Here is a 13231-nt window from a genome sequence, read left to right as displayed (position 1 = left end):
AAACCCTCCCACCACGCCCCCCTCCACGACTTCGTTCCGTGCATTCCGGTCCCGCCTCAGTTCCGTCGTGATGACGGCCTTCCCGGAAAAGCCGCTCCCGCGCGTCCGAATTCCGCGGAGCTCGTTCGTCCTGCACGCGCAGCATTCTCCTGCCAGGAGTTCTCCATGCCCGAAACCCCCGTGTCCTCCGTGTCCCGCGGATCCGATCCCGTCCGCTTCGCCTACTGGGTCCCGAACGTCAGCGGCGGCCTGGTCACCAGCACCATCGAGCAGCGCACCGACTGGGGCTACGACTACAACCGCGAACTCGCCGTCCTCGCCGAGAACAACGGCTTCGACTACGCCCTCAGCCAGGTCCGCTACATGGCCAGCTACGGCGCCGAGTACCAACACGAGTCCACCAGCTTCAGCCTCGCCCTGCTGCTCGCCACCCAGCGGCTGAAGGTCATCGCCGCCGTGCATCCCGGCCTGTGGCACCCGGGCGTCCTCGCCAAACTCGGCGCAACCGCCGACCACCTGTCGAACGGCCGCTTCGCCGTCAACGTCGTCAGCGGATGGTTCAAGGGCGAGTTCACCGCCCTGGGCGAGCCCTGGCTGGAGCACGACGAACGCTACCGGCGCTCCGAGGAGTTCATCCGCGCCCTGCGGAAGATCTGGACGGAAGACCACGCCGCACTGGCCGGCGATTTCTACCGGTTGCGTGACTTCTCCCTCAAGCCCAAGCCGCTGAACACTCCGGACCGCCCGCACCCGGAGATCTTCCAAGGAGGCAACTCCACCGCCGCCCGCGCCATGGCGGGCCGCGTCTCCGACTGGTACTTCAGCAACGGCAAGGACTTCGACGGCGTCACCGAACAGATCGACGACGTCCGCAGGTCTGCCGCCGAAGCCGGACGTTCGGCACCGAAGTTCGGTCTCAACGGATTCCTCATCGCCCGCGACACCGAGGCCGAGGCCCGCGAGACGCTCCGCGAGATCGTCGCCAAGGCCGACACCCAGGCCGTGCACGGTTTCCGCGACGCGGTCCAGCAGGCCGGTCCGTCCACCGTCGACGGCAAGGGCATGTGGCAGGACTCCGGCTTCGAGGACCTCGTCCAGTACAACGACGGCTTCCGCACGGGCCTGATCGGCACCCCCGAGCAGATCGCCGAGCGCATCGTCGCCTACAAGCGGCTCGGCGTCGACCTCTTCCTCCTCGGCTTCCTGCACTACCTGGAGGAGGTCGAGTACTTCGGCAAGCGGGTGCTGCCCCTGGTGCGTGAACTGGAGGCCCAGGAAGCCGCGTCCGAGCCCGCCGCCGCCCACGCCTGACCGCGCCCCGCACACGAAACGACGAACCGAAAGGTCCTCCCATGGCCACTGTCCTGTCCGTCTCCGGAAGCCCCTCCGCCACCTCCCGCACTGCCCGGCTGCTGCGCCACCTGGACGAACGGCTCATCGCGCAGGGGCACCAGGTGATCCCGCTGGACGTTCGAACCCTCCCCGCCGAAGCACTGCTCGGGGCCGACTTCGCTCACCCGGCGATCGTCCGGGCCACCGCCCTGTTCGAGCAGGCGGACGGGGTCGTGATCGGCACCCCCGTCTACAAGGCCGCCTACTCCGGACTGCTGAAGTCCCTGCTCGACCTGCTCCCGCAGTACGCCCTGGCGGGCAGGACGGTCCTCCCGCTGGCCACCGGCGGCACCACCGCTCACGTCCTGGCCATCGACTACGCCCTGCGCCCGGTGCTGGCCTCCATGGGCCCCGCGCACATCACGCCGGGCTGGTTCACGCTCGACAAGGACCTCACGGTGGGCGACGACGGCACGCTGACCGTCGCGCCCGGTGCGGCCGAGGCCCTGGCACAGGTCACCGACCAGTTCTCGGCCGCGCTGGGCGGCCGTACGACGCTGCTGGCGGCTGCCGGATGAGCGTCGCGGACGTCATCGCGGATGACGCCGAGGCCCTGGTCGTGGCCGCGGAGCTGGCCGCGGACTTCCGCAAGGGCGCCGCCGAGCGGGACGCGCGGCGCAGGCTCCCGCACACGGAGCTGGAGCGGCTGTCCGCCTCCGGGCTGCTCGCCGTGACAGTGCCTGCCGAGTTCGGCGGGGCGGACGTCCGTGCGGAGACGCTCGCCGAGATCTTCCGGCTGTTGGCCGCCGCCGACGCCAGCCTGGCCCAGATCCCGCAGAGCCACTTCGTGTACGTGGGCGTGCTGCGCCGGCAGGGGACCGACGAGCAGCAGGAGTTCTTCTTCGGCGAGGTACTGGCCGGCAAGCGGTTCGGCAACGCCCAGTCCGAGGCGGGCACCCGGCACGTCCAGGACATCCGCACCCGCCTCGCCCGGCTCCCGGACGGGTCGTACGCCCTCGACGGCGTCAAGCACTACTCCACCGGCGCGCTGTTCGCCCACTGGATCCCGGTCCTCGCCCGTACCGAGGACGACACCCTGCACGTGGCGTACGTCCCACGCGACGCGTCCGGCCTCACGGTCGTGGACGACTGGGACGGCATGGGTCAGCGCACCACCGCCAGCGGAACCGTCCGCCTGGAGTCGGTGCCCGTCCCCGCCGACCGGGTCGTGCCGCACCACCTCACCTTCCAGGGCCCCCAACTCCACGGTGCCATCGCCCAGTTGCTGCACGCGGCCATCGACGCAGGGATCGCCGCCGGGGCACTGGCCGAGGCGGTGGAGTTCGTCCGCACGAAGAGCCGCCCCTGGTTCGAGAGCGCCGCCGAAGGGCACGGGAGCGCCGCGGAGGATCCGTTGCTGATCCAGCGGTTCGGCGAACTGGCGATCAGAGTACGGGCCGCCGAAGCACTGCTGCGCGAGGCCTCCCGCGCGGTCGACGCCGCCCGCGCCGAACTGACCGACGACTCGGCCGCCGAGGCCTCGATCGCGGTGGCCACGGCCAAGGTGACCGCCGCCCAGGCCGCCGTCGAGGTCTCCGGCGCCCTCTTCGAGGTCTCCGGCACCCGCTCCGCGCTCGACTCCCTGAACCTGCACCGCCACTGGCGGGACGCGCGCACCCACACCCTGCACGACCCGGCCCGCTGGAAGGTCCAGCACATCGGCCGCTATGTGCTCAACGGCACCAGGCCGCCCCGTCACGGCCTCCTCTGACCACCCACCTGACCGCACTCCTGATCGGAGACGCCGCGTGTCCCTCATCTTCCACTGGTTCCTGCCCACCAACGGAGACAGCCGCCACGTCGTCGGCGGCGGCCACGGCACCCCGGCCACCGCCTCCGGCCGGGACCGGCCGCCCACGGTCGCCTACCTGAGCCAGATCGCCCGCGCCGCCGAAGACCTCGGCTTCGTCGGAGCGCTCACCCCGACCGGGGCGTGGTGCGAGGACGCGTGGCTGACCACCGCCATGGTCAGCCGGCACACCGAGCGGCTGAAGTTCCTCGTCGCCTTCCGCCCCGGCTTCGTCTCGCCCACGCTCGCGGCGCAGATGGCCTCCACCTTCCAGCGGCAGACCGGCGGACGGCTCCTGCTCAACGTCGTCACGGGCGGCGAAAGCCATGAGCAGCGGGCCTACGGCGACTTCCTCGACAAGGACGCGCGGTACCGCCGTACCGGTGAATTCCTGGAAATCGTGCGGGGATTGTGGGAAGGCAAGACCGTCAATCTGCACGGCGAGCACCTGCGGATCGAGGACGCGAAGCTGGCGCGCCTGCCCGATCCGATCCCCGAGGTGTATTTCGGCGGATCCTCTCCGATCGCGGGCGAGGTCGCGGCACGGCACGTCGACGTCTACCTCACCTGGGGGGAGCCGCCCGCGCAGGTGGCCGAGAAGATCGCCTGGATCAGGAAGCTCGCCGCGCAGGAGGGGCGCACGCTGCGCTTCGGCATCCGCCTGCACGTCATCACCCGCGACACCTCCGAGCAGGCCTGGGCGGAGGCCGGCCGCCTTCTGGCGGGCTTCGACCCGGAGACCGTTCGGGCCGTCCAGGCCGGCCTCGCCCGCAGCGAGTCACAGGGACAGCGGCGGATGCTGGCCCTGCACAAAGGCGGGAGCCGGGACGGGCTGGAGATCCACCCCAACCTGTGGGCGGGCATCGGGTTGGTGCGGGGTGGGGCGGGCACCGCCCTGGTCGGCAGCCACGACGAAGTCGCCGAGCGGATCCAGGAGTACGCCGCGCTGGGGATCGAGGAGTTCATCCTCTCCGGCTATCCGCACCTGGAGGAGGCCTACTGGTTCGGCGAGGGCGTCCTGCCGAAGCTTCAGGCGCAGGGTCTGTGGCAGCCCCCGTACGGGCAGCGGGCGGCCCCCTCGGCCCAGGTGCCCTTCGCCGGCACCGGGAACCCGAGTTGACCCACGTGATCGCGGCGGAGACCAGGGGCGGGAAGGCCGACGACATCGCGAACTCGCCATCCCCGAGGCGTGAACCAGCCAGAGCGCAGCAGTATCCCTAGTTTTCCTATCGAATTACTAGGGAAGTGTTGACCGCAGCCGAAGAGGACAGCGAGGATGACGAAGCCGACGCGTCTCCGCGCACCGCTGCACTCCCACGCTGCCTCGCCGGGCACCGCGTCGTCCTCGACCGTGAAGGAAGACGCGTCATGACCACAGCACTGAGCCGCAGCGACGGCCGCAGTCGCACGAAGCGGGTGCGGACATGACGGTGACGGCCGACGAGGTGACCGACGCGGGAGCGTGGCAGGTCGACTGGCTGCACACAGCCCGCGAGATGGCGGACGACCTGGCCACGGACGCGGCCGAGCGCGAACAGGCCGGCAAGACACCGCTCGACGAGGTGGCGCGGCTGCGCGAATCGGGACTGCTGACCCTGCTGGCACCGGCCGAACTCGGCGGAGGGGGCGGCGACTGGCGCACGGCCTACGCGGTCGTCCGGACCGTCGCCGCGGCCGACGGGGCCATCGGCCACCTGCTGGGCCACCACTACGTCCTGTCCCGCAGCGCCGGCTTCTTCGCCGACCCCGGCCGTGCCGCCCGCATCGAGCGGGACTCCACAGCGGGACGGTGGTGCTGGGGTGGCGGCATCGCCTCACACGAACCACCGCTCATCCTGACCCCCTCGGTGGACGGCTTTCTGCTGCACGGCCACCAGAGGCACACCGCAGGAGTCGGCGTCGCCGACCGGCTGGTCGTACGGGCCGCCGGATACGGCACCGGTGAGCCGCTGGCCGTCCTCGTCGACCCCGCCCGCCCGGGCGTCGTCAGCGACGGCGGCGGGGACACCTTCGGTCTGCGGCTGGCGGCCGGCGGCGGCGTCGAGTTCGACTCCGTGCCGGTCGCGGCCGACGACGTGCTCGGATCCCTCTCGCCGGACGAGGGCGACCTGTCACCCTCCGCCTCGCTGGCCGCACCGACCGCGCGGCTGGTCTCCGCCCATTTCTGTCTCGGCGTCGCCGAGGGACTGCTGGCCGAGGTCCGCGAGCACGGAAGGGCCGTACGGTCCTCCTGGCAGCCCTTCTCCACCCAGCCCTGGCCGGGCGGCCCGCCGCAGGATCCGTCGGCGCTGACCGCGTACGGCGAACTCGCCGTGGTCGCCCGTGCCGCGTCCGCCCTCGCCGACCAGGCGGTGGACGCCCTGATGCGCGGCCTCGCCCAGGGCGAGGATCTCGACGACGAGAAGTGCGCGGAGATCGCTGTCCTCGCGAGCGCGGCCGAGGCCGCAGCCTCCCGGGCCGCGCAGGAGATCACCACCCGCGCCCTGGACGTCGTCGGTGCCGACGCCGCATCCGTGCGGCACGGGTTCGACCGCTTCTGGCGCAACGCCCGGACGCACACCCTGCGCGAGCCGGCCGCCCCCAGGCTGCGTGAGATAGGGGACTACTTCCTCAACGGCGCGCACCCGCCCTTCACCCTTCCTGCCTGACGGCGCGGGCGGTGAGGGGTGGACACGGCAGTAAGGGATAATCGCGGCATGCGGATCTCGGCGAGGGCGGACTATGCGGTGCGGGCGGCACTGGAGCTGGCCGCGGCAGGGGACGAGACCTCGCTCAAGGCCGAGGCGATCGCCGCGGCGCAGGGCATCCCGCACAAGTTCCTGGAGGGCATCCTCGGCGACCTGCGCCGAGGCGGTCTCGTGGTCAGCCAGCGGGGCGGCAAGGGTGGCTACCGGCTCGCCCGCCCGGCGGACTCGATCGCCATCGCGGACGTCATCCGCGTGGCGGACGGACCCTTGGTGTCGGTGCGGGGCATGCGGCCGCCCGAGCTCTCCTACTGCGGGCCGGCGGAGTCGCTGCTGCCGCTGTGGATCGCCGTACGCGCCAACGTCCGCAAGATCCTCGGCGAGGTCACCCTGGCCCACGTGGCCGCGGCCAAGCTGCCCGACGACGTCCTGAGCCTCACAAAGGATCCCGAGGCCTGGACAAATCCCTGACCGTGTCCTCTGAGCGCTCCTTCAGCGGGTGACCAGCAGACCGCGGCTGCGCAGCACCCACCGAAGACGGCCAGGAACACCTGCGCCATGCCGGAGTTGTTGCGCCCGTTCTCCGGCAACTGGCCGAGGCCGACGCCGGATCGGGCGAGGAGGCGATGATCTCGGCGGCCATCCGGCCTCGACGCCCTGGACTCGGTGCGGGCCGGGCCGTACGCCACTGCGCGAGACTCTGACAGGTGCTGGTGTGGGGGAACGTCACCCCCGATTACCAGCTGCCCTCGCCGTCCGACGTGTGGGCGCTCGCCATCGGTACGCCGCTCGGCCTGCTGGTCGCCCGCGTGGGATTCGTCCGGGTGGCCATCGGCCCCATCCTTACCGGACTGCAGTCGCTGCCGTCCGTGGCCTGGGTGCCACCCGCCGTGATCCGGCTCGGCCTGAACGCGCAACGGCCTTGCCGCGGGCATTCCAGTAGTCGACCCGCATCTGGAGCGGTGGACGTCACGGCCGGGCGGTCGTCCGGGGCGGTGGTGGTGCCGGTGTGGTGCGCGGCGCGCGGCGACCTGCCGTGCGGGCCCGCCGTCCCCCCGGCGGATGCTCCGGCATGGTCGCCCAGGCGCAGGTGCCGTACGCCGTACGGTGCACACCGCACTGCCGGCTCAGCGCCTGCACCAGCATCAGTCCCCGGCCGCCCTCCGACAGATCGTCGTACGGGCCACCGGTGGCGGGAGGGCGCCATGTGCCGCTGTCGAAGACCTCGATCCACACGCCGGCCCGGGAACGCGTGAGCCGGAGGCTGACGTCGGCGGAGGGGCTGTGCCGGACCGTGTTGGTCACGAACTCGGAGACGACGAGGCGTGCCGCGTCGACCACCTCCTCGCCGATCCGCCATGCCGTCAACTGCACCCCCACGAAGGCTCTCGCCTGCGACACCGCCTCCTCTTCGGCCGGCAGCGCACAGACGGCGAGGGCGCTGGGGTGCTGCGGGCGCGGCTCCGTGACGTCGGACGGCACTGCCGCGTGGGGGCGCGGTTCTCGGTTTCGGGCAGGCATGACAACTCCTGTCATGACGGACGCAGGGTCACACGACGACGAGGGCGTGGAGCGTGCGCGGTCCGTGCACGCCTTCCACCCGGTCGAGTTCGATGTCGCTGGTCGCCGAGGGTCCGGAGACGAACGTCAGCGGCCGGACGGGATCCAGGCGGGCCAGCGCCTCGGGAACGCAGGCCACGACCTGTTCGGCCCGCAGCACGCACACATGGTGGTCGGGCACCAGGGTCAGAGCGCGTCGTCCCTGTCCGGGACCGCCGTCCAGGACGAGGGTGCCGGTCTCGGCGATCGCGACGGCTGCGGTCGTGACCACACTGTCGACCCGGTCCAGTTCGCGGACGGGCACCTGCGGACGGTCGTCCAGCACCCGGTGCGGGTCGAGTGCGGCCAGCCAGGCAGGGGGGAAGCCCTGTGGCACCACGACGCATGCGGCACCGCGGGCGCTCAGCGTCTGGGCGATGGCCGTGGGGGCCTCCTCTTCGGTCACCAGGCGCACCGAGGCGCCGTAGTCGGCGAGCCGCGTGGTGAGCAGTTCCAGCACCTCCGGGGAACCGGCGGCCGCCGTACCGCCTCGCGCGTAGGTACGGGTGACGGGTACGTCCTCGGGGCGCTCCCCTTCGGGGACGTCCGCGAGCGCCCGCCGGATACGACTGAGCACTTCTGTCCGCGCGTTCACGGGTGTGTCCTCCTCCACCAGGCCCGAAAGCTCTCCCGGGCCGGAGCCGGTACGTCACGTGCCTCGGTCCACGCCGAGGCCGGGCCGGGCAGCCGGCTGATCCGGCCGTCGCGGCCGGCCAGCCGCCCGGCCGCGGCCGCGGCGCGCTGCGCCGCCGCCAGCCGGGACGGGCTGGAGAGCACCGAGCGCGCCGCCGCCATGGCCAGCCGCTCGGGACTCGGCACCTTTCGGGTACGGCCCTCGTCGACCACCCGGGCCCGCAGGTGAACCAGGACCTCCGGAATGTTGATCTTGACGGGGCAGACCTCGTAGCAGGCTCCGCACAGCGTCGAGGCGTACGGCAGCGAGCGGTCGGCCTCGGCCGCGGTGCCGCGCAGTTGCGGGGTGAGGATGGCACCGATCGGGCCGGGGTAGACCGAGCCGTAGGCGTGCCCGCCGACGCGTTCGTAGACGGGGCAGACGTTCAGACAGGCCGAGCAGCGGATGCAGTTGAGCGTCTGGCGTCCGACGGGGTCGGCGAGCGTGTCGGTACGGCCGCCGTCCAGGAGCACCAGGTGGAAGGCGCGCGGCCCGTCGTCCGCGGTGGTGCCGGTCCACGACGAGGTGTAGGGGTTCATCCGCTCGCCGGTGGAGGAGCGGGGCAGCAGCTGGAGGAAGACCTCCAGGTCCTGCCAGGTGGGAACGACCTTCTCGATGCCGACGACGGAGATGAGGGTTTCGGGCAGGGTGAGGCACATCCGCCCGTTGCCCTCGGACTCCACGACGACCGCGGTGCCGGTCTCGGCCACCAGGAAGTTCGCCCCGGACACCCCGACCTTGGCGCGCAGGAACTTCTCCCGCAGATGCCGGCGGGCCGCCTCGGCCAGCTCCCGCGGATCGTCGCCCAGATCGGCCGGCGCCGCACGGCCGTGATCCCCCATGGTGCGCAGGAAGATCTCCCTGATCTCCGCCCGGTTGCGGTGGATGGCCGGCACCAGGATGTGTGAGGGCCGGTCCTCGCCCAGCTGGACGACCAGTTCGGCCAGGTCGGTCTCGTACGCGGCGATGCCCGCGTCGGCCAGTGCCTCGTTCAGGCCGATCTCCTGCGTGGCCATCGACTTGACCTTGACGACCTCCCGTTCGCCCGTGGCCTGGACGAGGTCGACGACGATCCGTGCCGCCTCCTGGCCGTCGCGCGCCCAGTGCACCTGGCCGCCCGCCGCGGTGACCCGCTCCTCCAACTGCAGCAGGTAGTGGTCCAGGTGGCGCAGGGTGCGCTCCTTGACGGCACGTCCGGCCTCGCGCAGCGCCTCCCAGTCGTCCACCTCGGTCACCGCCTCCTCGCGCTTGTGGCGGATGGTGGTGGTGGCGTGGGCGAGGTTGTGCCGCAGCCGGGTGTCGGCGAGCGCGGTGCGTGCCGCCGACGGGAAGGCGGGCGTGCCCAGGAAGGTGGGGCCGCTCATGGGGTGTTCCTTTCCGCGGTGCGAGGGGACTGCCGGGGCTTCCCGGAGTGCGGGGCGGGCCGCGACCGGGAGGGGGCGGCCGGTGCCTGGTCCTCCTCGGTGGCGGCGAGAATCTCGGCCAGGTGCAGGGTGCGTACGCCGGTACGCAGCCGGGACAGGACGCCGCCGATGTGCATGAGGCAGGAGTTGTCGCCCGCGCACAGCACCTCGGCTCCGGTGCTCAGCACATGCCGCGCCTTGTCCGCGCACATGGCCACCGAGGTGTCGTGGTTCTTCAGGGCGAAGGTGCCGCCGAACCCGCAGCACTGCTCGGCGGCCGGCAGCTCGACCAGATCGATGCCGCGTACCGCCCGCAACAGCCTGAGCGGCCTGTCGCCCACGCCGAGCATGCGCTGTGAGTGGCACGTCGGATGGAAGGTGACCCGGTGCGGGAAGTAGGCGCCGACATCGGTGACGCCGAGGACGTCGACGATGAACTCCGACAGCTCGTGGACGGCCGGCGTGTCCCGCACCGCCGCGGCCAGCCCGGTGTCCCCGGCCACCTCGGCGACCCGCCCGTGGTACTCGCGCACCATGGCCGCGCAGGAGCCCGAGGGGGTGACGACCGCGTCGTAGCCGGCGAAGGTTTCGGCGAAGCGGCGCACGAGAGGCACGCACTCCCGCTGGTAGCCGGTGTTGAAGTGCATCTGGCCGCAGCAGGTCTGGCCGGCGGGGAACTCCACCGCGCAGCCCAGGCGCTCCAGCAGCCTCACGACCGCCTGGCCGGTCTCCGGATAGAGCGTGTCGGTCAGGCAGGTGACGAACAGGGCGATCCGCATGGTTCCTCCGGTCGACGAGGGCGCGGCGGCGCTCACGGGAGCATCCCGGCGAGCAGGCTGGACTGCAGCAGGACCAGGACGCACAGGGCCAGCAGGAGCAGCAGGCTCCACTTGATGGCGGCCCGGAACAGCACCGACTCCCGGCCGACGAGGCCGACCGCGGTGGCCGCGATGGTGAGGTTCTGCGGGCTGATCATCTTGCCGACGACCCCGCCGGAGGTGTTGGCCGCGACGAGCAGGGTCGGGTCGAGCCCGGCCTTGTGCCCGGCGGTCTGCTGGAGCGTGGCGAACAGCGCGTTGGCCGAGGTGTCCGAGCCGGTGACGGCGGTGCCCAGCCAGCCCAGGATCGGCGAGAGGAAGGCGAAGGCGGCGCCCGCGCCGGCGATCCAGGTGCCGATCGTGATGGTCTGGCCGGACAGGTTCATCACGTAGGCGAGGGCCAGCACGGAGGCGACGGTGAGCAGGGCCCAGCGCAGCCTGACCACGGTGGCGCCGAACTCCCGGACCGCGACGAGGGGGCTCACCCGGTACACGGCGGCGACCAGCACACCGGACAGCAGCAGCAGCGTGCCCGGGGAGGACAGCCAGGGGAAGGTGTAGACGGTGGCGGTGGAGGGCTGCCCCGCCGCCGTGAGGACGTGCCCGTCCAGACCCGGCCAGCCGAGCTTGAGATCGGTCGTGGCCAGGTACTCCTTGGCGCGGGTCCACAGCTTCGCCAGGGAGAAGACCGCGATCACGATCAGGTAGGGCAGGAAGGCCATGACCACCCGGGCTCCGCTGTCCGGTCGCTCGATGGTGGCCGTGGCGGTGGGCACCGGACGCGTGGCGCCGGCCCCGCCCTCCTCCCGCGGGGCGCCCGACGGCACGGCGCCGTCCGGGCCTGCGCCGTCGCCCCGCTCCGCGTCGCGCTCCCGCAGCAGGGCGGCTCTGGCCTGCTCGCCACCGGCGGGCTGCCATACGCGCAGGAAGAGGACGACCGCCGCCAGGGCCGCGAGCGAGGCGATGATGTCGGTCAGCTCCACCGAGATGTAGTTCGAGGTGACGAACTGGGTGGCTGCGAAGACCGCGCCGCACACCAGCGCCACGGGCCAGGTCTGGCGCAGTCCGCGGCGGCCGTCGACGAGCAGGACGAGCAGCAGCGGCACGAACAGGGCGACGACGGGGGTCTGACGGCCGACGTAGGCACCGATGTCCGTGTAGGGGATCTTGGTGAGGTTTCCCGCCGTGATGATGGGAATGGCGATCGCGCCGAAGGCGACGGGCGCGGTGTTGGCGACCAGCACGGTGAGCGCAGCCCGTACGGGCGCGAAGCCGACGGCCATGAGCATGACGCCGGTGATCGCCACGGGGGCGCCGAATCCCGCCAGGGCTTCGAGCAGGGCGCCGAAGCAGAAGGCGATGATGACGGCCTGGACCCGGGGATCGTCGCTGATCAGTCCGAAGGCCCGGCGCAGGTCCTCGAAACGGCCGGTGACGACGGTGAGTTGGTAGAGCCAGATCGCCGCGACCACGATCCACATGATGGGGAAGAGACCGAAGGCCGCGCCCTCACCGGTCGACAGCAGCGCGAGCTTGACGGGCATGCCGTAGCACGCCACGGCGACGATGAGCGCCACGGCCAGGGAGGCGAGTCCGGCCCAGTGCGCCTTGAGTCGCAGCCCGCCGAGGAGCAGGAACAGGGTGAGCAGGGGCAGGGCGGCGACGAGAGCGGAGAGCGCCAGGCTGTCCATGAGAGGGGAGAGATCCGGCTGGTACATGCAGTCCTCGCAACATCGGAGCTTGGTCAGACCATGCTTTGGCTCTTCCACGCTGACACCTTCCCGTCGCCGGTGTCCAGAGGGCGGGAGAGAGAAATTGCTGTGGTCAGACCAAAGATCGGGTGTCCCAAGCTATGATCAGAAGGAAAGGTGTTGCCTCAACGGGATGAAAGGGCTTTCCATGGCGGAGCCGAGTGCGGCCTGGGAGCCGGTACCGCGTTCCCGCACTTTCGAGCTCGTGCTGGCCCGGATCGAGGACCAGATCCTGGCGGGCAACCTGAGCGTCGGCGACCGGCTGCCGCCGGAGCGTGAGCTCGTCGAGCTGCTCGGAGTGAGCCGGGCGGCCGTCCGGGAGGCCCTGCGGATCCTGGAGGCGCAGGGGGTACTGCGCTCCCGCGTGGGCACCGGGCCGGATTCCGGCAGCGTGATCACCGCCATGCCGAGCGACGGCCTCACCCAGTTGCTCCGCCTGCACATGGCGCTGGCGAACTTCCCCCTCGACGACGTGGTGGAGGCCCGCGCCACGCTCGAACGCTCCAGCGCCCGTCTCGCCGCCGGCCACGCCAGCCAGGAGGACCTCGCCCGGATCCGGGAACCGCTCATCCGCATGGACGACGAGGCCCTGACCCGCGAGCTGTTCAACGACCACGACACCGCTTTCCACGTCGCCATCGCCGAGGCCGGGGGCAACCGGCTGATGGCGGACATGACCGTCGCCGTCCGCAACGCCGTACGGCGCACCCTGCTCACCGCGTTCCACAGGATCGCCGACTGGGAGCCGATCGCCGCCCGGCTGCGGGCGGACCACCACGCGATCTACGACGCCATCGCGGCGGGCGACGTGGAGCGCGCCGGTGACCTGGTGGAGCAGCACATCCGCGGCTTCCACGACGATGTCGTCCGCAAGGCCCTGAGCATGCCGGAGGCCGGGGCCGCGGCGACCGGGACGGAGACGGGGCCGGCCTGAAGGGCCGATGCCGTGCAGTGGCGGGTTGGTGCGTGACGGCCGGTGAGGCACGTCCGGCCACAGGGCCGGGCGGTCGCCTGCGGGGAGGCGTGTGAGGGCTCGGGAACCGTCAACGGGCGGCCGGAGTCTCGGAAGTGACGGTATGTCACATCGTCGGCGGACGACGGTGGGCACAGTGGCCGATGGGA

Annotated in this window: 12 protein-coding genes and 1 pseudogene; 8 read left to right on the top strand and 5 right to left on the bottom strand. The window is 71.8% G+C overall.

Features of this window, described 5'->3' with window-relative positions; genetic code table 11:
- The first annotated feature begins 165 nt into the window (after positions 1 to 165).
- From sfnG to S1361_RS39160, 7 genes and pseudogenes are all read left to right on the top strand, one after another.
- Entirely contained in the window at positions 166 to 1311 is a 1146-nt protein-coding gene (gene sfnG / locus S1361_RS12620) for a dimethylsulfone monooxygenase SfnG (RefSeq protein WP_208031951.1), read from the top strand.
- A 41-nt stretch (positions 1312 to 1352) separates the two neighbouring features.
- On the top strand, positions 1353 to 1910 hold the full coding sequence (ssuE, locus tag S1361_RS12615) for an NADPH-dependent FMN reductase (RefSeq protein WP_208031950.1): 558 nt from the start codon (positions 1353 to 1355) through the stop codon (positions 1908 to 1910).
- Complete coding sequence (locus S1361_RS12610; RefSeq protein WP_208031949.1) at positions 1907 to 3103, top strand: SfnB family sulfur acquisition oxidoreductase; 1197 nt, start codon at positions 1907 to 1909, stop codon at positions 3101 to 3103. The genes ssuE and S1361_RS12610 overlap by 4 nt, the downstream gene beginning before the upstream one ends.
- 37 nt (positions 3104 to 3140) lie before the next feature.
- On the top strand, positions 3141 to 4301 hold the full coding sequence (locus tag S1361_RS12605) for an LLM class flavin-dependent oxidoreductase (RefSeq protein ID WP_208031948.1): 1161 nt from the start codon (positions 3141 to 3143) through the stop codon (positions 4299 to 4301).
- 304 nt (positions 4302 to 4605) lie between these two features.
- Positions 4606 to 5829, top strand: coding sequence for an acyl-CoA dehydrogenase family protein (locus tag S1361_RS12600; protein WP_208031947.1), 1224 nt, complete (start codon positions 4606 to 4608; stop codon positions 5827 to 5829).
- Positions 5830 to 5877: 48 nt separating this feature from the next.
- Positions 5878 to 6336, top strand: a complete 459-nt coding sequence (locus S1361_RS12595; protein ID WP_208031946.1) for an RrF2 family transcriptional regulator — start codon at positions 5878 to 5880, stop codon at positions 6334 to 6336.
- Between the two features lie 233 nt (positions 6337 to 6569).
- A pseudogene (locus S1361_RS39160) lies at positions 6570 to 6779 on the top strand (ABC transporter permease); the annotation flags it as partial.
- A 55-nt stretch (positions 6780 to 6834) separates the two neighbouring features.
- On the opposite strand, the gene S1361_RS12590 reads toward S1361_RS39160, so the two are convergent.
- The 5 genes from S1361_RS12590 to S1361_RS12570 are packed head-to-tail and all read right to left on the bottom strand — an operon-like array spanning position 6835 to position 12076.
- Positions 6835 to 7386, bottom strand: coding sequence for an ATP-binding protein (locus S1361_RS12590; RefSeq protein ID WP_208031945.1), 552 nt, complete (start codon positions 7384 to 7386; stop codon positions 6835 to 6837).
- 28 nt (positions 7387 to 7414) lie between these two features.
- The gene (locus S1361_RS12585; RefSeq protein ID WP_208031944.1) at positions 7415 to 8059 is read right to left on the bottom strand and encodes a LutC/YkgG family protein; all 645 of its coding nucleotides are present in this window, start codon (positions 8057 to 8059) and stop codon (positions 7415 to 7417) included.
- Positions 8056 to 9501: a LutB/LldF family L-lactate oxidation iron-sulfur protein gene (locus S1361_RS12580; RefSeq protein WP_208031943.1), complete on the bottom strand. Its 1446-nt coding sequence runs from the start codon at positions 9499 to 9501 to the stop codon at positions 8056 to 8058. The genes S1361_RS12585 and S1361_RS12580 overlap by 4 nt, the downstream gene beginning before the upstream one ends.
- On the bottom strand, positions 9498 to 10319 hold the full coding sequence (locus tag S1361_RS12575; protein WP_208031942.1) for a (Fe-S)-binding protein: 822 nt from the start codon (positions 10317 to 10319) through the stop codon (positions 9498 to 9500). The genes S1361_RS12580 and S1361_RS12575 overlap by 4 nt, the downstream gene beginning before the upstream one ends.
- 32 nt (positions 10320 to 10351) lie before the next feature.
- Complete coding sequence (locus S1361_RS12570) at positions 10352 to 12076, bottom strand: L-lactate permease (protein WP_208031941.1); 1725 nt, start codon at positions 12074 to 12076, stop codon at positions 10352 to 10354.
- 181 nt (positions 12077 to 12257) lie between these two features.
- Between S1361_RS12570 and S1361_RS12565 the strand changes: the two genes are divergently transcribed.
- Entirely contained in the window at positions 12258 to 13043 is a 786-nt protein-coding gene (locus S1361_RS12565; RefSeq protein ID WP_208031940.1) for a FadR/GntR family transcriptional regulator, read from the top strand.
- Positions 13044 to 13231: the final 188 nt, after the last annotated feature.

Origin of the sequence: Streptomyces cyanogenus, assembly GCF_017526105.1 — a bacterium.
GTDB classification, from domain to species: domain Bacteria; phylum Actinomycetota; class Actinomycetes; order Streptomycetales; family Streptomycetaceae; genus Streptomyces; species Streptomyces cyanogenus.
This window is presented reverse-complemented; position numbering and strand designations above follow the sequence as displayed.

Bases quoted from the DNA above. Each gene is read 5' to 3' on its own strand.
- S1361_RS12565 (WP_208031940.1), top strand. From the start codon at position 12,258: ATGGCGGAGCCGAGTGCGGCCTGGGAGCCGGTACCGCGTTCCCGCACT.
- S1361_RS12575 (WP_208031942.1), bottom strand. From the start codon at position 10,319: ATGCGGATCGCCCTGTTCGTCACCTGCCTGACCGACACGCTCTATCCG.
- ssuE (WP_208031950.1), top strand. From the start codon at position 1,353: ATGGCCACTGTCCTGTCCGTCTCCGGAAGCCCCTCCGCCACCTCCCGC.
- S1361_RS12600 (WP_208031947.1), top strand. From the start codon at position 4,606: ATGACGGTGACGGCCGACGAGGTGACCGACGCGGGAGCGTGGCAGGTC.
- S1361_RS12570 (WP_208031941.1), bottom strand. From the start codon at position 12,076: ATGTACCAGCCGGATCTCTCCCCTCTCATGGACAGCCTGGCGCTCTCC.
- S1361_RS12595 (WP_208031946.1), top strand. From the start codon at position 5,878: ATGCGGATCTCGGCGAGGGCGGACTATGCGGTGCGGGCGGCACTGGAG.
- S1361_RS12610 (WP_208031949.1), top strand. From the start codon at position 1,907: ATGAGCGTCGCGGACGTCATCGCGGATGACGCCGAGGCCCTGGTCGTG.
- S1361_RS12590 (WP_208031945.1), bottom strand. From the start codon at position 7,386: ATGCCTGCCCGAAACCGAGAACCGCGCCCCCACGCGGCAGTGCCGTCC.
- S1361_RS12580 (WP_208031943.1), bottom strand. From the start codon at position 9,501: ATGAGCGGCCCCACCTTCCTGGGCACGCCCGCCTTCCCGTCGGCGGCA.
- sfnG (WP_208031951.1), top strand. From the start codon at position 166: ATGCCCGAAACCCCCGTGTCCTCCGTGTCCCGCGGATCCGATCCCGTC.